Origin of the sequence: Arthrobacter sp. V1I9 (assembly GCF_030817075.1) — a bacterium.
Taxonomy (GTDB): Bacteria; Actinomycetota; Actinomycetes; order Actinomycetales; family Micrococcaceae; genus Arthrobacter.
Map to the genome: position 1 here is coordinate 204,109 of NZ_JAUSYU010000001.1, position 22,827 is coordinate 226,935.

General features: G+C 64.9%; 23 protein-coding genes. 10 read left to right on the top strand and 13 right to left on the bottom strand.

Translation table 11 applies throughout. The features are described from left to right. Window positions 1–5: 5 nt before the first annotated feature. The 4 genes from gcl to QFZ70_RS00955 all read right to left on the bottom strand — a co-directional run bounded on the left by gcl (window position 6) and on the right by QFZ70_RS00955 (window position 4,277). On the bottom strand, window positions 6–1,796 hold the full coding sequence (gene gcl / locus QFZ70_RS00940; protein WP_307093658.1) for a glyoxylate carboligase: 1,791 nt from the start codon (window positions 1,794–1,796) through the stop codon (window positions 6–8). 50 nt (window positions 1,797–1,846) lie between these two features. Continuing rightward, the gene (locus QFZ70_RS00945; RefSeq protein ID WP_307093659.1) at window positions 1,847–2,761 is read right to left on the bottom strand and encodes a 2-hydroxy-3-oxopropionate reductase; all 915 of its coding nucleotides are present in this window, start codon (window positions 2,759–2,761) and stop codon (window positions 1,847–1,849) included. A gap of 38 nt (window positions 2,762–2,799) precedes the next feature. Then, window positions 2,800–3,600, bottom strand: a complete 801-nt coding sequence (locus QFZ70_RS00950; RefSeq protein WP_307093660.1) for a hydroxypyruvate isomerase family protein — start codon at window positions 3,598–3,600, stop codon at window positions 2,800–2,802. 194 nt (window positions 3,601–3,794) lie between these two features. Further along, window positions 3,795–4,277 carry a hypothetical protein gene (locus QFZ70_RS00955; RefSeq protein WP_307093661.1) on the bottom strand — a complete coding sequence of 161 codons (483 nt, stop codon included), beginning with the start codon at window positions 4,275–4,277 and terminating at the stop codon, window positions 3,795–3,797. A gap of 325 nt (window positions 4,278–4,602) precedes the next feature. Between QFZ70_RS00955 and QFZ70_RS00960 the strand changes: the two genes are divergently transcribed. After that, on the top strand, window positions 4,603–5,001 hold the full coding sequence (locus QFZ70_RS00960) for a cupin domain-containing protein (RefSeq protein WP_307093662.1): 399 nt from the start codon (window positions 4,603–4,605) through the stop codon (window positions 4,999–5,001). Between the two features lie 11 nt (window positions 5,002–5,012). On the opposite strand, the gene QFZ70_RS00965 is transcribed toward QFZ70_RS00960, so the two are convergent. Further along, on the bottom strand, window positions 5,013–5,141 hold the full coding sequence (locus tag QFZ70_RS00965; RefSeq protein WP_307093663.1) for a hypothetical protein: 129 nt from the start codon (window positions 5,139–5,141) through the stop codon (window positions 5,013–5,015). Then, a complete protein-coding gene (gene glgX, locus QFZ70_RS00970; RefSeq protein WP_307097763.1) occupies window positions 5,138–7,336 on the bottom strand; it encodes a glycogen debranching protein GlgX in 2,199 nt (732 codons plus the stop codon). Before glgX ends, QFZ70_RS00965 begins: the two co-directional genes overlap by 4 nt. Before the next feature lie 127 nt (window positions 7,337–7,463). On the opposite strand from glgX, the gene QFZ70_RS00975 reads away from it, so the two are divergent. After that, the gene (locus QFZ70_RS00975) at window positions 7,464–7,763 is read left to right on the top strand and encodes a putative quinol monooxygenase (RefSeq protein WP_307093664.1); all 300 of its coding nucleotides are present in this window, start codon (window positions 7,464–7,466) and stop codon (window positions 7,761–7,763) included. 107 nt (window positions 7,764–7,870) lie between these two features. Continuing rightward, window positions 7,871–8,773 carry a Rieske 2Fe-2S domain-containing protein gene (locus tag QFZ70_RS00980; RefSeq protein ID WP_307093665.1) on the top strand — a complete coding sequence of 301 codons (903 nt, stop codon included), beginning with the start codon at window positions 7,871–7,873 and terminating at the stop codon, window positions 8,771–8,773. Window positions 8,774–8,905: 132 nt separating this feature from the next. On the opposite strand, the gene QFZ70_RS00985 is transcribed toward QFZ70_RS00980, so the two are convergent. Genes QFZ70_RS00985 through QFZ70_RS01005 form a run of 5 tightly spaced genes read right to left on the bottom strand, consistent with a single transcriptional unit; the run spans window position 8,906 to window position 14,920 of the window. Further along, window positions 8,906–10,792, bottom strand: a complete 1,887-nt coding sequence (locus QFZ70_RS00985) for an HNH endonuclease signature motif containing protein (RefSeq protein WP_307093666.1) — start codon at window positions 10,790–10,792, stop codon at window positions 8,906–8,908. Between the two features lie 40 nt (window positions 10,793–10,832). Continuing rightward, window positions 10,833–12,083 (bottom strand): N-acetylglucosamine-6-phosphate deacetylase, encoded by a 1,251-nt coding sequence (locus tag QFZ70_RS00990; RefSeq protein ID WP_307093667.1) that lies wholly within the window; start codon window positions 12,081–12,083, stop codon window positions 10,833–10,835. Window positions 12,084–12,085: 2 nt separating this feature from the next. Continuing rightward, window positions 12,086–12,832: a copper homeostasis protein CutC gene (locus QFZ70_RS00995; RefSeq protein ID WP_307093668.1), complete on the bottom strand. Its 747-nt coding sequence runs from the start codon at window positions 12,830–12,832 to the stop codon at window positions 12,086–12,088. Window positions 12,833–12,834: 2 nt separating this feature from the next. Beyond that, window positions 12,835–13,614: a glucosamine-6-phosphate deaminase gene (nagB, locus tag QFZ70_RS01000; RefSeq protein ID WP_307093669.1), complete on the bottom strand. Its 780-nt coding sequence runs from the start codon at window positions 13,612–13,614 to the stop codon at window positions 12,835–12,837. A 55-nt stretch (window positions 13,615–13,669) separates the two neighbouring features. After that, window positions 13,670–14,920: a PTS transporter subunit EIIC gene (locus tag QFZ70_RS01005; protein WP_307093670.1), complete on the bottom strand. Its 1,251-nt coding sequence runs from the start codon at window positions 14,918–14,920 to the stop codon at window positions 13,670–13,672. 228 nt (window positions 14,921–15,148) lie between these two features. Between QFZ70_RS01005 and QFZ70_RS01010 the strand changes: the two genes are divergently transcribed. Next, window positions 15,149–15,379: a PTS glucose/sucrose transporter subunit IIB gene (locus QFZ70_RS01010; RefSeq protein ID WP_307093671.1), complete on the top strand. Its 231-nt coding sequence runs from the start codon at window positions 15,149–15,151 to the stop codon at window positions 15,377–15,379. Beyond that, window positions 15,379–15,837 (top strand): PTS glucose transporter subunit IIA, encoded by a 459-nt coding sequence (locus tag QFZ70_RS01015; RefSeq protein ID WP_307093672.1) that lies wholly within the window; start codon window positions 15,379–15,381, stop codon window positions 15,835–15,837. Before QFZ70_RS01010 ends, QFZ70_RS01015 begins: the two co-directional genes overlap by 1 nt. 21 nt (window positions 15,838–15,858) lie before the next feature. Here the strand turns inward: QFZ70_RS01015 and QFZ70_RS01020 are convergent, their stop codons facing one another. Next, a complete protein-coding gene (locus QFZ70_RS01020) occupies window positions 15,859–16,617 on the bottom strand; it encodes a GntR family transcriptional regulator (protein WP_307093673.1) in 759 nt (252 codons plus the stop codon). 220 nt (window positions 16,618–16,837) lie between these two features. Here QFZ70_RS01020 and QFZ70_RS01025 point away from each other — a divergent pair, with 220 nt between their 5' ends. The 3 genes from QFZ70_RS01025 (at window position 16,838) to QFZ70_RS01035 (ending at window position 18,949) form a co-directional block, all read left to right on the top strand. After that, window positions 16,838–17,668 (top strand): hypothetical protein, encoded by an 831-nt coding sequence (locus QFZ70_RS01025; protein WP_307093674.1) that lies wholly within the window; start codon window positions 16,838–16,840, stop codon window positions 17,666–17,668. An 86-nt stretch (window positions 17,669–17,754) separates the two neighbouring features. Further along, window positions 17,755–18,015 (top strand): hypothetical protein, encoded by a 261-nt coding sequence (locus QFZ70_RS01030; RefSeq protein WP_307093675.1) that lies wholly within the window; start codon window positions 17,755–17,757, stop codon window positions 18,013–18,015. A gap of 1 nt (window position 18,016) precedes the next feature. Next, entirely contained in the window at window positions 18,017–18,949 is a 933-nt protein-coding gene (locus tag QFZ70_RS01035) for a threonine/serine dehydratase (protein ID WP_307093676.1), read from the top strand. Window positions 18,950–18,982: 33 nt separating this feature from the next. Here the strand turns inward: QFZ70_RS01035 and QFZ70_RS01040 are convergent, their stop codons facing one another. Then, entirely contained in the window at window positions 18,983–19,321 is a 339-nt protein-coding gene (locus tag QFZ70_RS01040) for a hypothetical protein (protein WP_307093677.1), read from the bottom strand. A 200-nt stretch (window positions 19,322–19,521) separates the two neighbouring features. On the opposite strand from QFZ70_RS01040, the gene QFZ70_RS01045 reads away from it, so the two are divergent. Both QFZ70_RS01045 and QFZ70_RS01050 read left to right on the top strand, forming a co-directional pair. Next, a complete protein-coding gene (locus tag QFZ70_RS01045; protein ID WP_307093678.1) occupies window positions 19,522–20,457 on the top strand; it encodes a hypothetical protein in 936 nt (311 codons plus the stop codon). A gap of 332 nt (window positions 20,458–20,789) precedes the next feature. After that, a complete protein-coding gene (locus tag QFZ70_RS01050) occupies window positions 20,790–22,787 on the top strand; it encodes a rhamnogalacturonan lyase (protein WP_307093679.1) in 1,998 nt (665 codons plus the stop codon). The last annotated feature ends 40 nt before the right edge of the window (window positions 22,788–22,827 follow it).

Consider the following 22,827-nt stretch of genomic DNA (forward strand, 5'->3'; position numbering starts at 1 on the left):
CCTGCCTAGCCCTGCAGAGCCAGGATGGCGGTGGGGGCGTCGGCCGCGGATTCGGCCAGTTCCTCGAACTCGTTCACGGCGTCGATTTCCAAGCCCATGGAGATGTTGGTGACCTTCTCCAGGATCACTTCCACCACCACGGGAACCTGGAATTCGCCCATCAAGGCCTTGGCCTTGTCGAACGCGGCGCCGAGGTCGTTGGGGTCCTCCACGCGGACAGCCTTGCAGCCCAGGCCCTCGGCCACCTTCAGGTGGTCCACGCCGTAGCCGCGGGTGTCCTCGGACAGGTGTGAGCTGTTGATGTTCTCGAACGCCAGGGACACGTTCTGTTCCATCTTGAAGCCGCGCTGGGACTGACGGATCAGGCCCAGGTAGGAGTTGTTCACCACCACGTGGATGTACGGCAGGTTGAACTGCGCGCCCACGGCCAGTTCCTCGATCATGAACTGGAAGTCGTAGTCGCCGGACAGGGCCACCACGGTCTCGTCCGGCTTGCCGCGAACGACGCCGAGCGCCGCCGGAGCGGTCCACCCCAGCGGGCCTGCCTGGCCGGCGTTGATCCACTTGCGCGGGCCGAACACGTGCAGCATCTGCGCGCCGGCGATCTGGGACAGGCCGATGGTGGACACATAGGTGGTATCGCGGCCGAAAGACTTGTTCATCTCCTCGTACACGCGCTGCGGCTTGATGGGGATGTTCTCGAAGTGCGTCTTGCGGTGCAGGGACGCCTTGCGGTCCTGGCACTCGGCTACCCAGGCGCTGTAGTCCGGCAGCGACCCGGCCGCCTTGCGCTCCTTAGCGAGCTCAACCAGCCCGGCCAGCGCCGCACCGGCGTCGGACGCGATGCCCAGGTCCGGCGAGAACACGCGGCCGATCTGCGTGGGCTCGATGTCGATGTGCACGAACTTGCGGCCCGCGGTGTAAGTCTCCAGCCCTCCGGTGTGGCGGTTGGCCCAGCGGTTGCCGATGCCGATCACGAAGTCGCTCTGCAGGTAGTTTTCATTGCCGTAGCGGTGCGAGGTCTGCAGGCCCACCATGCCGGCCATCAGCTGGTGGTCGTCCGGGATGGTGCCCCAGCCCATCAGGGTGGGGATGACCGGGATGTTCAGGGTCTCGGCCAGCTCAACCAGTTGCGCGGAGGCGCCGGCGTTGATGATGCCGCCGCCGGCCACGATCAGCGGGTGCTTTGCCGCGGTGAGCATGTCCAGGGCCTTTTCCAGCTGCTTGCGGGAGGCCTTGGGCTTCTCGACGGGCAGGGGCTCGTAGGTGTCGATGTCGAATTCGATTTCGGCCAGCTGCACGTCGATGGGCAGGTCCAGCAGCACCGGGCCGGGTCGGCCGGAGCGCATCAGCTGGAAGGCCTTCTGGAAGGCACCGGGGACCTGGCCGGGTTCCAGGATGGTCATGGCCATCTTGGTAACGGGCTTGGCGATGGACTCGATGTCCACGGCCTGGAAGTCTTCCTTGTGCAGCTTGGCTACCGGTGCCTGACCGGTGATGCAGAGCATGGGGATGGAATCGGCCCACGCTGCGTAGAGGCCGGTGATCATGTCCGTGCCGGCGGGGCCGGAGGTGCCGATGCAGATGCCGATGTTTCCGTCCTGGGCGCGGCTGAAGCCGTCGGCCATGTGGCTGGCGCCCTCAACGTGGCGGGCCAGCGTGTGGCGGATACCGCCGTGGGCGCGCATTGCGGAGTAGAAGGGGTTGATCGCGGCGCCTGGCAGGCCGAACGCCTCGATGGCGCCTTCCTTTTCCAGGATGGCAACCGCTGCATCAACGGTACGCATCTTGCTCATGGTGTGCTCCTGAAGTCTGTTTTTGGGTGTGCTGAAGGAAGCCCTGGTGGTCAGGGCATTAGAAGTGTGTGGATTGTGCCTGGGGCTACTCGCGGCCCGCTGAGCTTCAGGACCTGCTTGAAGAGTCCGGAGTGGTCGAGGCCGCCGTCGCCCTGGTTGACGGTGGCGGCGACGAGCTGTGCGACGACGGCGCCGAGGGGGACGGCGACGTTGACTTCGCGGGCGGCCGAGGTAACGATGCCCAGGTCCTTGTGGTGCAGGGCGAGGCGGAAGCCGGGGTCGAAGTTGCGGTCCAGCATCTTCTGGCCCTTCTGGTCGAGGACCTTTGAGCCGGCCAGGCCGCCGCCGAGGACCTTGAGGGCAGCATCAGTGTCCACACCGTAGGCCTCAAGGAACGCGATGGCTTCGCCGAGGACCTCGATGTTGACGGCGACAATCAGCTGGTTTGCAGCCTTGACGGTCTGGCCGGAGCCGGACGGGCCCACGTGGACGATGGTTTTGCCGACGGCGTTGAGGACGTCCGAGGCCGCCTCGAAGTCTTCCTTGTCGCCGCCCACCATGATGGAGAGGGCTGCGTCGATGGCGCCCTGTTCGCCGCCGGAGACCGGAGCGTCCAGCGGGCGGATGCCGGCTTCGCGGGCTTCGTCCGAGAGGCGCTTGGCGACGTCGGGGCGGATGCTTGAGGCATCGATCCACAAGGTGCCCTGCTTCGCGTTGGCGAAAACGCCGTCATTGCCGCTGACCACGCCCTCCACGTCGGGGGAGTCTGGCACCATGGTGATGACGACGTCGGCATCCTTCACGGCGTCCGCGACGCTTGTGGCGCCCTTGCCGCCTTCGGAGACGAGCTTGTCGATCTTGTCCTGGCTGCGGTTGAAGCCGGTGACGGTGTGGCCGGCTTTCACCAGGTTGATGGCCATGGGCAGGCCCATGATTCCGAGTCCGATAACTGCAACGTTGCTCATGATGGTTCTCTTTCTGAAGTCTGTGGTGTGCGGGGGGATCAGCGGGAGGCGTGTTCGCGGATGGCCCAGCTGAAGGCCGTTTCCTGCGGTTGCTTGTACTCGAGGCCGATGTAGCCGTCGTAGCCGAGTTCGCGGCTGCGGGCGATCCACTCGCCGAGCGGGAGGCTGCCGGTGCCGGGGGCGCCGCGGCCGGGGTTGTCGGCAATCTGGATGTGGCCGAAGTCCTTCGCGTGGTTCTCGATGACGGACTCGACGTCGTCGCCGTTGACGGACAGGTGGTAGAAGTCGGCGAGGAGTTTGATGTTGCCGACGCCGGCCTCCGCCTTCACCCTGGCGATGACCTGGAGCGCGTCTTCGGCGGTGAGGAGCGGGTACCTGGGTGCGCCGCTGACGGGTTCGAGGAGGACGGTGCCGCCGATCCGGGCGACGCCTTCTGCTGCTGCGGCGAGGTTCTTCAGCGCCAGCTCGTCCTGCTCTTCGGGCTTGAATTCGTCCTGCCGGTTGCCGTAAAGGGCGTTGAAGGCCCTGCAGCCCAGGCGCTCACCGATACCGGCGACAACATCGATGTTGTCCTTGAACTCGGAGCAGCGTCCCTTCCAGGACACGAGGCCGCGGTCACCGCCGGGCATGTTGCCGGCATTGAAATTCAGGCCTGTGAGCTGAACGCCGGAGTCCTTGATGGCGTTCTCGAACTTCGTCGTTTCTGCGTCTGAGGGGACGGAGTTTTCGAAGGGCCACCAGAACTCGACGGCGTCAAAGCCTGCTGCCTTGGCTGCGGCGGGGCGCTTGAGCAGGGGCAGCTCCGTGAGGAGGATGGAGCAGTTCACTGTGTACGTCATCGTAGGTCCTTCCAGGAGGGCTTTGATCTATCTTCCCGTGCTTCCCGGCGCCTTCGCCGTTTCCGCTTTGTGGAATTTAGATTCTGCTTTATGAAAAGTGTAGGGAAGGAGGTGCCGAGGAGTCAAGGGAAAAGCTTTTGGAGACAAGTAGAGCCAGGGGCGCCGCCCCTGGCTCTACTTCTCGCGGTGGCGCGTTAGCGCCCGTTAACGTGGTGCAGGGTTGGGCTCTTTTTCCAATCGGACCATTTTGAGAGCTTGCCGTTGCCGTCCTCAACCGCGAACGAGATCTCGTGATAGACCTCTTCGCCGTCGTGTTGGTCAAGGTACCGCGGGACGCTGTGGCGGCTGTTGATGAAGCGGTCGGAGCGGTTCACATGGCGCTTGATGAGCTTGTCGTAAAACTTGGTATCTTTGCCAGGATCCTCTTCGTTGAGTTTCTGCCTGACGTGGACCTTTCTCCCGTCATCACATTGCACGCTGATCTTAAAGTTCACCCCGCCGCCTCGTTCGTGTGATGGCTTCACGGGCTTGACGGTACATCCGCGTATCTTTTGGTCATAGTCTGCAGCGGCTGGGCCCGCGATTGCTGCGGAGCCCCCGAGCAGACCTAGTGCAAGAACCGGGACCAGGGCGATCCTTGCCTGAGTTGAACCGCTTCTTGTTGTAGCGATGGACATTTTTGCTCCTGTTAGGATGCGTTTCACCAACGGGGGGCGTGGATCCGGACTCGTCGTCGTTGTGATCCCGGTAGTTAATGTTGCGCTCGTAGTTGGTCTGACGCTAGGGCCAAAACTGTCTTTCTTGATGCGCTCTTCCCATTGACTTCAGGTGCCGTGGGGCTACGGTTGTAGATACGCCAGCACGCTCTGGCGAACGCGTGTGCGCCGGGGGCAAAGGCGCGCACGGCTGTTGGTCTCGAAATTCTTAACCGCTCGTCGGTATCCGAACCCACCGTCTGGTTCGCGGCCAGGCGTCCCACTACGATCCCTAGGCTGTGCCCGAATGACCGCAAATTTCATCAGAACTTTGGCAGTTAAGTCCTTTGATGTTCCAGACAGGAAGCGCTGCCCGGACAAGGCGGAGTTCGACCTTGTCACCGTGGATGACTATTCTGTGGCGCGGCTGATCCTGGCGCCCGGCTGGCGATGGTCCGAGTCCGCCAAGCCTGCCGAGCTGACGGCTTTCTGCGAGCATCACCACCTGGGTTACTGCATCTCCGGGCAGCTGCAAATTGAAACGTCCGACGGCGGCCGCTCCACCATACGCGCGAACGACACCTATGCGCTTCCTCCCGGCCACGACGAGTGGGTGGTGGGGGATGAGCCCTTCGTCGCCGTCGAATTTCTTGGCGCCGCTTCGTTCGGCAGGCCGCGGAGCCATGGGATGCACGCGCTGATCTAGATCACCTCCGGTCAGGCCGGCCAGCGCCTTACGTTGACGCGCTGGCCGGCTTTTTTCTGCGGCAGTACTTCCAGCGTGCCCGTTCCCGCCATTCCTACTTCGGTGAGGTTCACGAACCACTTGACAGCCCACGAGGTCACGGGCATGGCCATGAGGCAGGCAGGATTGCCGGTTCGGGGGTTGAGAGCAGGGCCAGTGAGGCGGACACCGAGTGGTCGGGCTTCTCGGGCGGGCTGGCGTAAGACCGAAGTACCAGCAGGGACCTGCCCGCCAGTTCGACAGTTTCATCGGCATGGAGCAGGCCGGTGTCCGCGTGCTCACCGGCGGTATCGAGGAGTTGTTCCCAGCTGGGCGAGTACTCGGCGCTGGGAATGGTGAAGACCACCGGTTCGTCGCCGGAATTGCAGTACAGCAGGAAGTTATGGTCGTGAATCACCCGGCCGCGGTGGTCCTTGCCCACCCCGGCGCCGTTGTAGAACACCCCGAGGGCGCGGGCGAGGGGGTTGTCCCAGTCCTCCGGAACCATTGCCGAAGCGTCCTTGTCGAGCCAGACGATGTCCGGCAGTGGCTGACCGAGGCCACGCAAGACCGGCCGGCCTTCAAAGAACCTGGTGCGGCGGAAGGTGGGGTGTTCCCGGCGCAGCCTGCTGACCGCTGCAAGGAACTCCACCAAGGGCTGGTCCGCTTCCTCCCAATTGATCCATGAGAGGGGCGAGTCCTGGCAATAAACATTGTTGTTTCCCAGCTGGCTGCGCCCCAGTTCGTCGCCGTGCAGCACCATCGGAACGCCCTGGGAAAGGAGGAGCGTGGCCAGGAAGTTGCGCTGCAGGCGTGCCCGCAGTGCAAGGATGCCACTGTCGGTGGTGGGTCCTTCCACACCGCAGTTCCACGAGCGGTTGTGGGACTCGCCGTCGTTATTGTTCTCGCCGTTGGCTTCGTTGTGCTTGGAGTTGTAAGACACCAGGTCGCGCAACGTGAAGCCGTCGTGCGCCGTGACGAAATTGATTGAGGCTACGGGCCGGCGTCCTGAACTCTCATAAAGGTCAGAGGAACCCGCCAGGCGGGAGGCAAACTCACCGAGCGTGGCCGGCGCGCCACGCCAAAAGTCGCGGACGGCGTCGCGGTACTTTCCGTTCCACTCGGTCCAGAGGGGCGGGAAGTTACCCACCTGGTACCCGCCCGGCCCAACATCCCATGGCTCGGCGATGAGCTTCACCTGGGACACCACGGGATCCTGCTGGACGAGGTCGAAGAAGCTGGACAGCCGGTCCACCTCGTAGAACTCACGCGCCAGGGCGGAGGCGAGGTCGAAGCGGAACCCGTCCACGTGCATTTCCAGCACCCAGTACCGCAGCGAATCCATCATGAGCTGCAGGGCGTGCGGGTGGCGGACGTTGATCGTGTTGCCGGTGCCCGTGTAGTCCAGGTAGTGCTGCTTCTCGTGATCCACCAGCCGGTAGTACGCCTGGTTATCGATACCTTTGAAGGAAAGGGTGGGTCCGAGGTGGTTCCCTTCCGCCGTGTGGTTATAGACGACGTCGAGAATCACCTCGATGCCGGCGGCGTGCAGGGAACGGACCATCGCTTTGAATTCCTGCACCTGCTGCCCCGGCTTGGTGCTGGAACTGTAGCTCTCGTGGGGCGCGAAGAAGCCGATGGTGTTGTAACCCCAATAGTTGCGGAGGCCCTTGTCCTTCAGTGTGCTGTCCTGGACGAACTGGTGCACCGGCATCAGCTCGATCGCCGTGACGCCGAGCTTCTGCAGGTGTTCGATGACGGCGGGGTGGGCGATGCCGGCGTACGTGCCGCGTTCCCGCTCCGGCACTTCCGGATGGGTCATCGTCAGGCCCCTCACGTGGGCTTCGTAGATCAGGCTGTCGCTGTAGGGGATCCGCGGCGGACGGTCGTGCTGCCAGTCAAAGAACGGGCTGATCACCACGGATCTCATGGTGTTGGGAGCGGAGTCCTCGGAGTTGAAGGAGACATGGTCGCCGAAGTTGTAGGAGAACATCGGCTGGCCCCAGGTGATGCCGCCGCTGGTTGCCTTCGCATAGGGGTCCAGCAGCAGCTTGTGCGGGTTGAAGCGGAGGCCGCGCGGAGGATCGTAGGGTCCCTCCATCCGGTAGCCGTACATCTGGCCGGGCAGGATGTGCGGAAGATAGCAGTGCCAGACGAAGGCATCCACCGCCTCCAGGCGGATCCGCTGTTCGGTGCCGTCCTCGTCGAACAGGCACAGCTGGACGGCGTTCGCCGCCTCGCTGAACACCGCGAAGTTGGTGCCGCTGCCGTCGTAGGTGGCGCCCAGTGGGTATGGGTTCCCCGTCCAGACTTCCATGCCCGCCTCCATCCCCAAGGACACCATCGAATCATAAAGCTGGCGGTTCATCGGGGAAGTAGGGCAGGCGTACGACGCCGGGCCTTGCCTTCGCGGGTCTGTCCCCCCCGTGCTGCACACTGTCTCCATGACCTTTGCGAATGTGGGAAGCCTCGGAACCAATCCCGGCCAGCGCGACGCCGTCGTGTCCATCCTGCTCCGGCCCATGGCCGGGCTTAAGGAGGCCGGCTGCCTGCTGTACGAAGTGGGCGTCAACGACGAAATGCCAAACACGGTGTTTGTGTCCGAGCTGTGGGAGTCGCCGGAAGCACATCAGGCGTCACTGCAGCTGGACAGTGTTCGCGCGGCGATCGCTGAGGCGATGCCGTTGCTTTCGGGCGAGATGGGCGGCAACCAGTTCACCGTGCTCGGGTCTCCGCTGCGCTGACAGCCTCTACCGGCACCCCTGTCCCTTCCGCCGGGCAGCAGCTAGGCTGACCGGCATCGACTGGACACTATCGTCTGCACAAATGACGAACGGGGTAAGGGAGTCACATGAAACCGCTGCCTGCACTTGAGCTTGTTACCCGCCTGGAAGATGCCGAGTGGCTGGATCCCGTGGCCAAGAAAGTCCGGAAAGTAGTCAAGCGTACGGTCCGCCCCCAGTGGGCCCGGGACATTCTCCACGGGGTGCCCATCGGCCACCCGGTCCATCCCCTGGCAGTCCAGGTTCCCTTGGGATCCTGGATCTCCGCAGCCGTCCTGGATGCGCTCCCCGGCAACAACCGGGCTGCCACCGTACTGATCGGCGTCGGAACCGCATCTGCGCTGCCTTCCGCGGTGGCCGGCTTCATGGACTGGTCGCAGCTGCACAGCCAGCAGCAGCGGGTTGGACTGGTCCATGCCGCTGCCAATATCACTGCAGCCAGCCTCTACGGTGCGTCGCTGGTGGTGCGGGCAAATGGACAGCAGGGCGCAGGCAAGGTCCTCGCGTATCTGGGTCTCGGAGTTGTCAGTTTTGGCGGCTTTTTAGGCGGCCACCTCAGCTATCGCCAGGCCGCCGGGGTCAATCACAGCGAGGATATCCCGCACCGCTTCCCGAGCGGGTGGCAGGCCCTCGCGCCGTTGCAGGACCTGCCCGATGGGAAGCTCCACAAGCGTGTGGTGGCCGGACTCCCGTTGCTCGTCTTCCGCGAAGGGGAAACGGTCAACGTGCTGTCCGACGTCTGCAGCCACCTTTCCGGTCCGCTCCACGAGGGCAAGCTGAAGGAAGGCAAGCTGAATGACGGCAGCCGGACCGACGGCGGCGACCCGTGCGTCGTCTGCCCCTGGCACGGCAGCACCTTCTCCCTGCGCTCCGGTGAAGTCCAGGCAGGGCCGGCAACTGCAAGGCAGCCGCGGTTCGAAACCCGTGTCACTGGCGGGCTTGTGGAAGTGAACCTCCCCGGCGCCGACTGAGCATTTGACGGCGACTGCACGTAACGGCTGCTAAACGTAGTGCCGCTAGACGTAGGGGCCGCTGAACGTACCCGTTGGGGCACCAACGCTCCGGCCGGTTCGGTCCTATTACGACCAGCGCGAAAGAGCGTCTCAGCCGGATAAGTACTCCACGAAGACCTCTTCGATGGAACTGCGTCCCGGGGCGGGCAGGAGGCCGGGTGGCCAGGTTGGTGGTTCCCAGTTGTGGTGTTCGCTTTGGTAGTGGCGGCCGGTGGGTGAGGTCCAGCCGGGTGGTTCGTTTCGGGTGGCTGGGGTGGGTGTCCAGCGGCTGTTGTGTTTGAGGCGGTGATGTTTTGGGCAGAGTTGTGCCAGGTTGCTGATTCCGGTGGTTCCGCCGTGCTGCCAGGGTTGGAGGTGGTCGGTTTCGTTGTCGGGGGAGCGGTTGTTGCAGCCGGGGAAGGTGCATTTTCCGTCGCGCAGGCGCAGTGCGTGCTTCATGGCTTTGGTGAGCCGGTATTTTGTGCGCCCGATTTCCAGCGGTGCGCCGTCGCGGGGGTCCACGAGGACGCGGTGGAAGGAGGTGGCACCGTCGGTGAGGAGTTTGCGTGCTATGGAGGCGGGGATGGGGCCGTGCCCGTCGAGGACGGCTGGTTCGTCGGTGAGTCCGAGGAGTGCGAACACCGGGACGGTCACGAGCACTGTTGTGTTCGGGACCGGGACTTTGGCGACATCCGCGTACCCGCTGTCGCCGGCGGAGCCTGTGGTGGCGTCGGTGCCTCCGCTGTCGCCGGCGGAGCCTCTGGTGGCGTCGGTGCCCCCGTGCGCGGTGGCCTCGTGCTGGTCACGCGTGTACTCGCCGGTGCCGGTGGCGGTGCTGGTGGCGGTGCTGTCGGTGATTGCCAGGGCGGCTCGTCCGAGCGTGTCCGCGGGGCCCTCGTCGGGGGTGCGCGGGCTGGTGTGTTCGTCGCGGCTGAGTGTGGGTCCTGCGCTGAGGAGGAGGTTGGTGAGGATGTCGGGCCGGAGTTGGGTGAGGTTTCGGGGTTCGTTCGGGCTTTGGGCGCCGCGGGCGAGGGCGGTGATTTTGTTCCAGATCGCGGATGCCTGGTGGGCGGGCAGGTAGGCGGAGAACCATGCCATGCCGTTGCGGTCGGGGCTGTATTCGATGCGGCGGTCGGCCGCGCTTTTGGTGTGCCGCTTTTCGATGGATTCGGGGTGGTGGCGTTCGCGCCAACTCCTTATCCTGGCCCGGAACCGGGAGGGCACCAGTTTCCCGGCGGCGGCTCCGCGGGCCGGGTGGGGTGCGTCCGGGTCGAGGAAATGCGCTACCAGGGCGTTGGCGCCGGCGGGGGTGAGGCCTTCTGTTTCGTCGGCGATGATTTTCGCGTGTTGCCAGGAGATGGTTCCGGAGGACAGTGCCTCCAGGGCCAGCGGGAGGGAGCAGAGTTGGCGGGACTGGGTGATGAACGCTCCGGCTGCGGGTCCGCTGATGGTCAGGACGCCGGCGGTTTCCTCGATCGCTGACATCTCGTTGTAGGTTCGTTCGTGCGCGGGCGCGTCCGGTGGGGTCACCGCTTGTTGCAGTTCGAAGGCTTCGGCTGCGTCGCGTGCCTTGAGCCCAGCTATCTGCGCTTCGAGCTTGGACAGCAGCCCCAACCGGTCCAAACGGATCTCGTACGCGCGTTGGAGCACGTCAACCCCGCCACCGGCTGCAGCGGTAGTGGCCAGGGCGGCATCCTTAAGAAACAGGGCCCCCACGCCGGCAACGGAGGCATGAATGCCCTCCATCGCTGCCACTGCGCCCTCGCCGTTTCCCATACCAACATCATCTATGGAGGCACTGACATTCTGAGTGGGTGCGCTTTCCGGCGCAACTGGCACGGCAGGCAGGATCAGCGCCTCACCAGTGTCCACACCTGACCGGCCTTGCTCCATGGGAACATCGTCCACCGAGGCAATGACATTTCGAGTGGGAGCGGCCGGCTCGGCGGGCAGGATCACCTCCTCACCAGCCCCCGCACCTGATAGAACCTGCTCCATACACATCGTCCGCGAGGCACTGACAGGTGAGACGTGCCAGCTACCCGGACCGCCCCACCTCGGCCACCCACTCACCCCTGCGCAACACGCCAGCCAGGTTTAGTTCGGTGTCCACGACAACGACGTCGGCCGGCACCCCGGCCCGGAGGTCCCCCGCCTGCCCAGACAATCCCAGGACCGCGGCCGGGACAGCACTCGCGGATGCAACGGCGTCCCGCAAGGACACGCCAGCGGCAACAGCGGACCGGACAACGTCCAGGAGGGTGGCCGTTCCGCCGGCGATCGCGCCAGTGCTGTCCACGCGGGCTACGCCGCCATCAACCGTCACGGCCAACGTACCGAGCTTGTAGTGGCCGTCCTGCAGGCCGGTGGCAGCCATGGAGTCGGTAACCAGTGCGATGTTGTCCGCCCTGATCAGTTCGAACACCGTCTTCACCGTCTCGGGGGCCAGGTGGACGCCGTCGGCTATGAGTTCGACGACGGCGTTCCCGGCTCGTGCCGCGCTGAGGCAGGCGGAGACGGGGCCGGGGGAGCGGTGGTGGAGGCTCGGCATCGCGTTGAAGAGGTGGGTGACGGTTGGACGCTGGCCTCCGCGGCTCGCCGCTGTTGATGCTCTGGAAAGCCCGGCGGCTGCCCGCTCCAGGAACGAGGCGGCGGACTGGTGATCCGCTGCCGTATGCCCCAGCGACGGAATGACCCCGCGCGCAGCCAGCAGATCCACGAGCGCCTCAGAGCCGGGAAGTTCAGCAGCCAGGGTCATGGAAGCCAGGGAAGGGCCCGCAACTTCGAGCAGTTCACCCATGAGCCCAGCGTCGGGTTCAAGCAACAGCCCCGGGTCATGGGCCCCGCACTGCCCTGCGGACAGGAAGGGGCCCTCCAGGTGCGACCCGGCGACCAGCCCCTCCTCTGCCACGGTCCGCAACGCCTTCAGATTCCGCAACAGGTCCGCGGGCGCTGCCGTGACCAGGCTGGCGAGCAATGTGGTGGTTCCCCTGCTGTGCAGGTAACGGGCAGCATCACGTGCCCCCTCCACGGAACCCTCGGAGAAATCCGAGCCGTGGGCGCCATGGCAGTGGAGATCCACCAAGCCCGGCAGCAAAATGCGTCCGGCAGCGTTGGCGGCATCCAGGTTTCCGGCGGCACCCCGGCCCGCGGCAATGCCAGGGTCGCCACGAAAGCCCGACGCCGGCCCGGCATAGGTGATGTGCCCACCGTCTACCGCTACCAGGCCGTCCTCGACGTCCATGCTCCCGGTCACGATACGGCCGCGAAGAATCAGATCCTCGCCCATTATCAACCGCCTGCTGCCAGCGCAGCTGCCATCGCGGCAGCGAGTGAGGGGTCGGCCGCACTGGCCCTGGTCCCGGTGGAATAGTCGTTGTTCCGCGCGGAGGTGTGCACAGCATGCACTCCGCTGCGGACCAATGCGGACATCAGTTCCAGTCGCACTCCGCCGCCGGCCATGATCTGCAACGACGGCGCGTGCTCCCGTCCCAGCTCCACCAGCCGCGCCAGCATCGGCAGTCCGGCTGTGCAGTCCGGGCTTCCGCCGCTGGTCAGCACGCGGTTGACGCCGGTGCGTTCAAGCCGGATCAACGCCTCCGCAGGGTCCACGCCAGCGGCCAGAGCGGCGTCGAACGCCCGGTGGAACGTCACCTCCGCACCGGGATGACGACGGCGGGCCGCCTCCGAAACCCGAAGGAGCGACGCAACGTCAGGTCCGCCGTCGTCCGTCAATACACCAACCACCACGCCGGCAGCACCGGCATCCAGCGCCGCTTCCACATCCCGCCCAAGCACCTGGAGCTCCTCCTCGGAGTAGGTGAAGCTGCCGGGGCGCGGGCGGACCAGGACGTGGACCGGCAGGCCCACCCTGCAGGCCTGCTCGATGGTGGCGATGCTGGCCGTAATGCCGTCAGTCTCGGCCAGTGCTGCGCAAAGTTCCACCCGTGCAGCCCCCACGGATGCGGCGAGGTGCACGTCCTCGGCACTTTCCACGGCCAGCTCAAGCTGTGGCACCTGAAGCAGGCTCCCGGCCATGCTCACAGTCCCTGCCACGCGGGTTTGCGCCCGAACGTGTCCTGGTAGTACTCGCGGTGCGCCAGCCTGGACGCCGCGCCCTGATCCAGCAGGACGGTGACGTGCGGATGCAGCTGCAGCGCAGAGGCAGGGCACAGCGCTGCCACGGGACCCTCTACGGCTGCCGCGACAGCCTCTGCCTTCGCCTCACCCATGGCAAGCAGCAGCAGGTGCCGGGCCTCGCGGATGGTGCCCAGTCCTTGGGTCAGCACATGGTCCGGAACGTCCGCCGGGTGGGCGAAAAAGCGGGCGTTGTCCTGCCGGGTCTGCTGGGTCAGTGTCTTGATCCGCGTCCGCGAGGCAAGCGAGGACATCGGTTCATTGAAACCGACGTGGCCGTCCGTTCCGATTCCGAGGATCTGGAGGTCCACGCCTCCCGCCGCTGCAATCGCGGCCTCGTACCGGGCAGCCTCAGCTTCGAGGTCCTCTGCTGTTCCGTCCAGGCCATGGACAGCACCAACGGCAAAGTCCACGCTGTCCACGAATTCCTCTCGGATCACGGAATGGTACGACTGCGGATGCGCACTGGGCAGGCCCACGTACTCATCGAGGAGAAAGGCTTGAACCCCGGCGAAGCTCAACCCGCCTTTCCGTCGCCGTTCAATGAGCTCCCGGTACGTGCCCAAAGGCGTGGACCCCGTGGCCAGGCCCAGGACGGACGGGCCGCTGCGGACCTGCTGTTCGATGGCATCCGCAGCCGTGCGGGCCACGTCTGCAGGAGCGGGAAGGATGACGATTTCCATGGTGTGGGTGCTTTCAGTTGCTGTTGCTGACGCTGTTATGTGGTGGCTGGCCGGCCTACTTGGCCGCGTCAGTCTCCACGGTGACTTCGTCGTCCTCCCGGCCCGGGGTGCGCAGGTTCCAGCGCTTGATAACTATGGAGAAGAGGAAGTAGTAGATCACCGCATAGCCCAAACCAATGGGGATGAGGAGCCAACCGTTCTCCGACTTGCCAAAGTTGAGGATGAAGTCGATAAGGCCGGCGGAGAAGGTGAATCCGTGGTGGATATCCAGTGCGTTGACCAGGGCCATGGAGGTTCCGGTCAGTACTGCATGGACGATGTAGAGCGGAAAAGCAACGAACATAAACGAGTACTCGAGCGGTTCAGTGATGCCGGTGAGGAATGCCGTGAGGGCGGTGGAGAGCATGATGCCGCCCACGATTTTCTTCTGGGAAGGCTTGGCGTGGCGCCAGATGGCGAGGGCGGCGGCCGGCAGGCCGAACATCATGATGGGGAAGAACCCGGTCATGAAGATGCCCGCCGTGGGGTCGCCGGCGAAGAACCGGTTGAGGTCACCGCGGACCAGTTGGCCGGAAGCGTCGGTGTAGTCGCCGATCAGGAACCAGACAGCCGAGTTCAGGATGTGGTGCAGACCCGCAGGGATGAGCATGCGGTTGGCAAAGCCATAGACTCCGCCGCCGGCAACGGCATTGCCTGCCACGGCCTCACCCACGGCTGAAAGGCCTGCGTTGAAGAACGGGTAAACCAGGGCCAGTGCGACGCCGGCCACCAAGCTGGTGACGGAGGTCAGGATTGGCACCAGGCGCCGGCCGCTGAAGAAGCCCAGGAAGTCGGGAAGCTTGGTGCGGTAGAAACGCTGCCAGAGCATCGCGGAAAACAGGCCCACCACGATGCCGGCGAGCACACCGTAGTTGATCACGGCGGGCTTGCCCGTAGGGTCCACCTGTCCTGCCAAAACCAGCGGTGACATTGCCTTGAAGACGCCGTCGATCACCATGTAACCCACTACGGCTGCCAATGCGGTGGACCCGTCCGCCTTCTTGGCCCAGCCGATGGCGATGCCCACCGCGAAGATCAGCGGGAGCCACGTGAACACGGCATTGCCGGCGGCGGAAATGACAGCCGCGCCCCCTTCGAACCCTGGAATCGCGCCCAGAAGATCTGCCTGGCCGATGCGCAGCAGGATGCCGGCGGCGGGGAGCACAGCAATGGGGAGCATGAGACAGCGGCCCAGGCGCTGCAGGGTGGCAAAAACCTTGTTCGGCTTTTTCTCCGGGGCCAGGGCGGCGGTATCAGACGTTGACATGTTGCACCTCTGCGGGATCGTTGGGGGTTGTGGAGTGACGGGTTCAGCCGGTACTGTCTGGTTATGACCAGTTCAGTGTGATTCATCCCACGATCGCCTGTCAAGGCAGTGGAAGAGCTGCCGGGCTATTCAAAGGCCCGGCCTCGGAAGCCATAATTGGTCGCACCTGGGCCGCCGGCCCCGGTGAGGAATCAATGCTCCAAGCGGGCACCAGCAGAAAGGGCAGCCATGTCCAAAGCAGAAAAGATTATTGAAGGCCTGGGCGGAGCCGGCAACATCGTGGAAATCGAAGCGTGCATCACGCGCCTGCGCACGGAAGTCAAAGACGGCTCACTGGTCAACGAGGCCACCCTCAAGGCAGCCGGAGCGCACGGCGTCCTGGCTGCCGGAACTGTTGTCCAGGTGGTTGTGGGGCCGGAGGCCGACAACCTGGCCGAAGACATCGAGGACCTGCTCTAGTGGCGGAATCCCTCGTAGTCAAAGCCCCCCTCGGCGGCACCGTGGTTCCCCTCGAAGATGTCCCGGACCCCGTTTTTGCCGGCCAGATGGTGGGGTCCGGCGCAGCCGTCGAGCCTCCGGCGGGTGAGATGTTCGACGTCGTATCCCCGGTCGCGGGAAAGGTGATCAAGCTCCTGCCGCATGCCTTTGTGGTGGTGGAGTCATCAGGGCGCGGTGTCCTCACCCACGTGGGGATCGACACGGTCAAACTCAAGGGTGAGGGCTTCAAGCTGCTCATTGCGCAAGGAGACACCGTTGACGCCGGTACGCCCATCATGCGGGTGGACCCAGCCGCCGCCTTGACCGCCGGATACTCGATGGTGAGCCCCGTCGTCGTGCTTGACACGAAACCCGACGCGGCCACGCTGCTGGCATCCGGCACTGTAGCGGCCGGGGCCAGCTTGTTTTCGCTGGACTAGCCGCGGAAGCTTGGCCTGCTCTTAGAGCCGGACTTCCATGTTGAGGGAGTAGCGGTCTGAGCGGTACCAGGAGCGAGAGTGTTCGATGGCGAGCCGGCCTGAATAGGAAACGCGGTCAAAAGCCAGCACAGGCGCTCCCGTTCCAGTGCCGAGGAGCGCGCCGACGTCTGCCGGGGCACCCTCGGACCGGACGCTCTGCCGTGCCCTGTCGATCTGGTGGCCAAATTGTGCGGCCAGGGCCTTGTAGACGGATCCTGTCAGGTCAAGGTCCAGCAGTCCGCGGGCGTGCTCCGGGTTGTACCAGGCGTCATCGACGCTGACCGGCCGGCCGTCGGCAAGCCGAAGGCGCTTGAGGTGGATGGCTTCGGATCCCCGAGCCAGGCTGAGCGCCTCGGCCGTGTCATCGGGAGCTGCCGCGGCTTCCGCCACCAGCACCACCGTACTGGGAACATGGCCCAGGGACTCCATCTCCTGGGTGAACGACGCCAGGTGCAAGGTGGACTGCACGGGGGAGTCCGCCACGAAGGTGCCCTTCGCCGGGACGCGGACCAGGTGCCCTTCGTTGACGAGCCGGCCAATGGCGGCGCGGACGGTGATGCGGCTGACGCTGTAGGAGTCCATCAGGGTCCGCTCGCTGGGAAGCCGGGCACCGGGCTCCAACTCCTCCTTGGCCAGCTTGAGGATGATCAGCCTCAACTGCTCATGCTTGGGGACCTGCGAGTTGTTGATAGCCGCGCTCGCCGGCCGGGCGCTGCTGGCTGATGGTGCTGTGGCTGGCACGTCGGCCCCTCCAATTCGTGGAGCGGTCCGGTAAGGACCACTGCTTCGGATTATTTCACAGCGCGGCGCCCCTGGCCTTGGGCAAGCTGGAGGAGATGCAACTTTCCCGCGCCGGTATTTCCTGCTCCTAGGAAAAACCTCTAGTGTTGAAAACACTAAGCCTGCTTCCTATTTTCTCAAGGGGTTGTACCGGATGCGAAAAGTACCTGCGCTTGGACTGATGACTGCAGCGATGATTGCCCTGGCGGGTTGTACGGGCGGCGGCGGCGCTGCGGGCCCAACTGCCACGGAAACGGCGAGTGCCTCGGCCAGCCCGACGGCGGAAGCCAAGGTTTACACCGAGGATGAGCTGCGCGAGCTGATCTCTGGATTGAAGGACGAAGACGGCAGCGAGTTGAAGCTGTACTCCAAGGAGCAGGTGGACCAGGGCGGCAACATCGCCAACCTGCTCCTGAGCACGGCGACCGTTGACCCCGCAGACTGCAAGGACATCGCCACCGCGGGACTGCTGGACACGGTGGAGAGCGGTGGGATCGCCGTCGCGCTCTCAGAGGGTGACCAGCCGCGCACCGTCTCCGCGCAGTCGGGCAGCGAAGGACCGGGCGCCGTCGAGATCCTGGACGGGATCAGCGGCAAAATGGGCCAATGCGGGAAGTTCTCCGTGACGGCACTGGGCCAGACGTATGAGGTCACCAGCGAGGAGCTCCAGGCCAGCACGGACGCGGAGAAGACCTTCGGTACCCTCAGCACCCGCAGCGGCGAGAATCAGCAGAAGCTGATGCAGGTCTCCGCCGCCGAGGGCAAGCTGCTGGTCGTCGCTACCAAGAGCGGCGCCAACCTGGGCGACCCGGACCAGAAGGAGCTCGAGGAGCTCATCAATGAGGTGCTCCGGAAGGCCGACGGCGGCAGCGCGACTTCCAGCCCGACGTCCAGCGGCACCTCCGGTTCCGCGAGCACGTCGTCGCCGAGCGGCTCCGCCTCACTTTCCGCAACCGAGACCGAAGCGGAGAGCGCCGAGACGTCCACGGCTTCGCCGACCTCGTCACGCTAAAGCGTGGCGTTAGAGTAGGCAAAGGCGGGCGGACCGAAGGGTTCGGCCCGCCTTTTGCCCAGGTATCCCAGGTGAAAGGCAGGAGCATGACCACTTCGAATGAGGAGCCCCAGAACGCGGCCGACCTTCGCGGTCCCGGTGACCCCGACGAGGCGAAGCAGGTGACGCAGGCGCCGCAGAGCGGCCAGCACCCGGAACTGCCGGGTGCCAGCAACATCCGCGAGGAGCAGCAGGCGCACGCAGCCGGAACCGTCCCGGCGTCGTACTCCGGAAGCGGTGCGCCGCCCGAGGAACACAAGCCCGAGGAAGCCTTGGAGGAGCCCGGAACCTGGGACGACGAAGTCTGACGTGATTACCCGCGCCGATGTGGATGACGCGGCACGGCGGACCGCCGGCCTCACCCGGCTGACGCCGGTCCTGCAGGCTGACCCAGGCACGTTCCACGGTGAGGTGTGGTTCAAGTGCGAATACATGCAGCACACCGGCACCTTCAAGGCCCGGGGCGCGCTCAACCGCATCCTCGCCAGTAAGGAGCGCGGAGAGCTGAAGCCGGACGTCGGCGTGGTGGTGGCATCCGGTGGAAACGCAGGGCTGGCCAACGCCTACGCGGCAGCCCAGCTGGGAGTCCCGGCAACCGTGTTTGTCCCGGCTGCGGCGCCACCGGTGAAGGTGAGGAAGCTCGAGGCTATCGGCGCCAAGGTCATCCAGGGCGGAGCGGAATACGCGGAGGCTTACCAGGCCGCGGTGGCGCACGCCAGGGAAACCGGCGCTGTTTACTGCCACGCTTACGATCAGCCCGAAATCGCAGCCGGAGCAGGAGCGGTGGGGACGGAACTGCTGGAGCAGATAGCCGGCGTGGACACCGTGCTGGTTGCGGTGGGCGGCGGGGGACTGATGGCCGGAATCGCCGCAGCCGTGGAAGGCTCCGCGAAGGTTGTGGGCGTCGAACCGGAAAACGCGCCGACGCTCCATGCCGCCCTGGCCGCGGGTGAACCCGTTGATGTGGCGGTGTCCGGCGTCGCTGCCGATTCCCTGGGAGCCCGACGCGTAGGCGACATCGGCTTCTCCGTCGCGGTCCGCACCGGCGTCGAAAGCGTTTTGGTGTCCGACACCGGCATCATCGCGGCGCGTTCGCTTCTTTGGAACGACTACCGGGTGGTGGTGGAACACGGTGCGGCCGCGGCGTATGCCGCCCTGACCTCGGGTGCATATGAGCCCAAGGCCGGGGAACGCGTCGCGGTGATCCTTTGCGGGGCGAACACGGACCCGGCCGACCTCTAGGCAGGGCAGCCGGGACCGGTCAAAGGGAAAGGCTTAGCTGCAGAACTGGCTGTAGGTGGTGCCGGCTTGCTCGTAACCGGCCTGGAGCTCGGTCAGCTTGGCTTCGTCCGGGGTTTCCTTTGCCTGTTCGTCGGTGTACTCAAGGATGGACTCAAGGGCGGGCTTAAGGTCATCGGAGGCAACCGCATGGATCGGCCGGATCTGGTTGGCGAGGCGGTTCATGCCCGTCTTGCCCGCGTTGTTTGCAGGGCTGGACACAACGCTCTGGATCCGCTCGCAGGTTTCCGCGGTGGTGAGCTGGTTCGAAGCGGTGCAGGCCGTTGCGGAGACAACGAGTCCGGCGGCGATCAGGGCTGTGGCGAGTTTCTTCATGGGTCCCTCAGTAGTTGATTGAGGTTTCGATTGTAAGCAGAATCCCGGACGCGGTGGTGGTCCGGGATGCCCGCACCCGCGACTATGAAGGGGGTATCGGTCTCTGGCGGGCCTTCCTGGAAGTGCTTAAAATGGCAGAACCATCGTGCGGAGCTGCCGCAGATTGGGCCCCGCGCATCAGCCCAATTCAAGGAAGCACCATGCGCCGAGTACAGCGCCGTACCGCCGTCGGATTCATCGCTCTTTTGGCCCTGCTGTTACCCACCGCTCTGCCGGCAGCGGCCTCTCCGCCTTTCCGGGACGATGTTATTGTGCTCGACGGCGCCAAGTCCGCCGAGGGCATCGCGGCCGGCAAGGGGAAGACTTTCTACGCCGGGGAGCTCTTGACCGGCGATATTTTCCGCGGCGACATTCGTGACGGCAAGGCCAAGCGTTTCATCGACGTACCTAAGGGGCGGATGGCCGTCGGGATGAAGGCGGATGTCCGCCGCGACCTGCTGTACGTGGCCGGCGGAGGGAACGGAAAGGCGTACATCTACAACACCGAAACCAAAGCTACGGTCGCCAACCTCACACTGAGCACCAAGAAAGATTCGTTCATCAACGACGTGGTCCTCACCGATGACGGAGCGTGGTTCACGAACTCGAAGTACGGTGAGCTGTATCAGGTCAAGGTCAGCCGCTGGGGAGAGGTTCGTAAAGCCGTCAGGACGCTGACCGTGAAAGGCGAGGCAGGCGCTGCCCTGGCACCCGCGGACTTTGGGCTCAACGGCATTGCGGCAGCCAGGGATGACCACGTGCTGATCGTGGCCCACACCAAGAACAAGGCCCTGTACAGGGTGAATCCGTGGAACGGCGAAAGCAGCAGGATCCAAGGGCTGAACCTTGAGTTCGTAGACGGCATCCTCGTGCAGGGCAGCACGCTGTGGGCGGTGCAAAACATGGCCAACAAGATTTCCCGCGTCAAGCTTGCCGGTGACCTGTCTGCCGGGACGGTCCGGGACGTCATCACCAGCAAACACTTTGATATCCCGACGACGGTTGCCAAGTTCGGCGATACCCTCGCCGCAGTGAATGCGCAGTTCAACCGGCCAGCCAGCCCGCACGAAGTGGTCCTGGTTCCGGCAGATGACTGACTAAAACCCCCAACTGGCTGGCAGGCGACGTCGTCAAAACGCAGTTCCGGGACATCACCTGCCAGCCAGTTTCGCGTGTCCGGACTAAGGCCCGCTCAGCCTCGCGTCCAAAGCCCATAACGAAACGCAATAGAACAAATTCTCCCACTTAGTCCCGCGAAACCCTTGACCCTCCTCGCGGCGCGCTGATAAACCTAAAGGGCAGAAAGCGCTTTCCCCCCTGCTTCAAACCGCCCAAGCCGCCCCAGAACGGCTCGGTCGGCGGCGGGAGTGAAACGTTCCAAACTGTCGTGCGGCAGACTCAGCTGCCGCCGCATCAAGGAGATGTTCTTTTGGTTTTTCCCTCGAAATGTTCCCCTTCACCCCGCGCAGGCCGCGCCTGGAAGGCAGCCCCGCTCGCCGCGGCAGCAGGACTTACGGCTGCCGCACTCGCGTTTACCGGCGTTCCCCTGGCACAGGCCAGCCCCAGCATGGCCCCCGGCCAGTCAGGAAAGGCAGAGCTGAAGCGACAGGTGGAGAACCTGGACCGGGCACCTGTCGCCGTGCTGTCAGACCAGGGAGTCACCCTTGGCTGGCGCATGCTGGGCCTGGACAAGGAAAGCGTTGGCTTCCATGTCATCCGCGACGGCGTCCAGATCACCAAGGAACCCATCCGGAGCACCACCACTTTCGTTGACCCTGCAGGCACGGCGGAGTCAAAGTACGTCATCAAGACGGTGGGCAACGGCAACGGGCAGGACAAGCTCAGCGCCGAGTTCACGCCCCTGGCGCAGAACTACCTCGCCATCAAGCTGGACAAGCCGGCCGACGGCGTCAGCAAGGACGGCAAGCCGTATACGTACACGGCGAACGATGCCACCGTGGCAGACCTGGACGGAGACGGCAGCTACGAGATTGTCCAGCTGTGGAACCCGTCCAACGCGCAGGACAACTCGAAGTCTGGCTACACCGGCAACGTGTACGTGGACGCCTACAAGCTGGACGGAACCAAGCTCTGGCGCATCGATCTGGGCCACAACATCCGGGCCGGCGCCCACTACACGCAGATGCTTGCCTACGACTTCGACGGCGACGGCAAGGCCGAAGTGTCCATGAAGACGGCGGACGGCACCAAGGACGCCGCCGGCACCGTCATCGGTGATGCAACGGCGGACTACCGCAACAGCGGCGGCTACGTCCTGTCCGGCCCGGAGTTCCTCACGGTGTTCAACGGAGCCACCGGCACCATCATGGACACTGTTTCCTACGACCCGCCGCGCGGATCCGTGGCGGCCTGGGGCGATAACTACGGCAACCGCGTGGACCGATTCCTGGCCGGCGTCGCCTACCTGGACGGCGAGAAGCCGTCCCTGATGTTCAGCCGCGGGTACTACACACGCGCCGTCCTGGTCACCTACGACCTGGTGGACGGCAAGCTGGTGAAGCGCTGGACGTTTGACTCGGACGTCGAGGGGGCCCAGTACAAGGGCCAGGGCAACCACAACCTCTCGGTGGCCGACGTGGACCAGGACGGCAAGGACGAGTTCGTCTTCGGCTCCATGACCATTGACGACGACGGCACGCCGCTCTACAACACCAAGCTGGGCCACGGCGACGCTATCCACACCAGCGACTGGGACCCGTCCCGCCCGGGCCTGGAGACCTTCGCCGTGCACGAGAGCATGAGCCAGAGCGGAAACCGCGGCGCCACCTTCCGCGACTCCGCCACCGGTGAAATCCTGTGGAGCATTCCTGCCACCCGGGACACCGGCCGCGGCGCCATCGGCGACATCGACCCACGCCACGCCGGTGCTGAAGGCTGGGCTGTTGGCGGTGACGCTGCCTGGAACTCCCCGGTGGGCCAGTTGCGTTCGGCCAAGGGCGAGCTGATCGCCCAAAAGATCCCCGCCGCCAACTTCATGGCCTGGTGGGACGGCGACCTGCTCCGCGAAATCGTTGACCACGACTTCGATGCCGTAGCCGGCGTGGGTGTCCCCACCGTCTCCAAGTGGAACTGGGAAACCGGGTCCAGCGACCGGCTCCTGACCGCCACGGGCGCAAGGACCAACAACCACACCAAGGGCAACCCGTCGCTACAGGCAGACCTCGTGGGTGACTGGCGTGAGGAACTGGCCTTCCCGTCGTCGGACAGCACCGAGCTGCGGATCTACACCAGCACCTCACCCACCGAGGTCCGGCTCCGCACCCTCATGCACGACACCGTCTACCGGACCGCCGTTGCCCGCGAGAACGTGGCCTACAACCAGCCGCCGCACCCGGGCTTCTTCATCGGCGAGGGCATGGAGACCCCGGCCGCGCCGTCCGTGAAGTACGCCGGCACAGACAAGTAATCCAGGAACAGCGAAGCGCCGCCCGCCTCCACAAGGAGGT

Excerpts from the sequence above, each read along its gene's own strand:
- gcl (WP_307093658.1), bottom strand. The coding sequence starts at position 1,796 with ATGAGCAAGATGCGTACCGTTGATGCAGCGGTTGCCATCCTGGAAAAG.
- QFZ70_RS00945 (WP_307093659.1), bottom strand. The coding sequence starts at position 2,761 with ATGAGCAACGTTGCAGTTATCGGACTCGGAATCATGGGCCTGCCCATG.
- QFZ70_RS00950 (WP_307093660.1), bottom strand. The coding sequence starts at position 3,600 with ATGACGTACACAGTGAACTGCTCCATCCTCCTCACGGAGCTGCCCCTG.
- QFZ70_RS00955 (WP_307093661.1), bottom strand. The coding sequence starts at position 4,277 with ATGTCCATCGCTACAACAAGAAGCGGTTCAACTCAGGCAAGGATCGCC.
- QFZ70_RS00960 (WP_307093662.1), top strand. The coding sequence starts at position 4,603 with ATGACCGCAAATTTCATCAGAACTTTGGCAGTTAAGTCCTTTGATGTT.
- glgX (WP_307097763.1), bottom strand. The coding sequence starts at position 7,336 with ATGGAAGTCTGGACGGGGAACCCATACCCACTGGGCGCCACCTACGAC.
- QFZ70_RS00975 (WP_307093664.1), top strand. The coding sequence starts at position 7,464 with ATGACCTTTGCGAATGTGGGAAGCCTCGGAACCAATCCCGGCCAGCGC.
- QFZ70_RS00980 (WP_307093665.1), top strand. The coding sequence starts at position 7,871 with ATGAAACCGCTGCCTGCACTTGAGCTTGTTACCCGCCTGGAAGATGCC.
- QFZ70_RS00985 (WP_307093666.1), bottom strand. The coding sequence starts at position 10,792 with ATGGAGCAGGTTCTATCAGGTGCGGGGGCTGGTGAGGAGGTGATCCTG.
- QFZ70_RS00990 (WP_307093667.1), bottom strand. The coding sequence starts at position 12,083 with ATGGGCGAGGATCTGATTCTTCGCGGCCGTATCGTGACCGGGAGCATG.
- QFZ70_RS00995 (WP_307093668.1), bottom strand. The coding sequence starts at position 12,832 with ATGGCCGGGAGCCTGCTTCAGGTGCCACAGCTTGAGCTGGCCGTGGAA.
- nagB (WP_307093669.1), bottom strand. The coding sequence starts at position 13,614 with ATGGAAATCGTCATCCTTCCCGCTCCTGCAGACGTGGCCCGCACGGCT.
- QFZ70_RS01005 (WP_307093670.1), bottom strand. The coding sequence starts at position 14,920 with ATGTCAACGTCTGATACCGCCGCCCTGGCCCCGGAGAAAAAGCCGAAC.
- QFZ70_RS01010 (WP_307093671.1), top strand. The coding sequence starts at position 15,149 with ATGTCCAAAGCAGAAAAGATTATTGAAGGCCTGGGCGGAGCCGGCAAC.
- QFZ70_RS01025 (WP_307093674.1), top strand. The coding sequence starts at position 16,838 with ATGACTGCAGCGATGATTGCCCTGGCGGGTTGTACGGGCGGCGGCGGC.
- QFZ70_RS01030 (WP_307093675.1), top strand. The coding sequence starts at position 17,755 with ATGACCACTTCGAATGAGGAGCCCCAGAACGCGGCCGACCTTCGCGGT.
- QFZ70_RS01040 (WP_307093677.1), bottom strand. The coding sequence starts at position 19,321 with ATGAAGAAACTCGCCACAGCCCTGATCGCCGCCGGACTCGTTGTCTCC.
- QFZ70_RS01045 (WP_307093678.1), top strand. The coding sequence starts at position 19,522 with ATGCGCCGAGTACAGCGCCGTACCGCCGTCGGATTCATCGCTCTTTTG.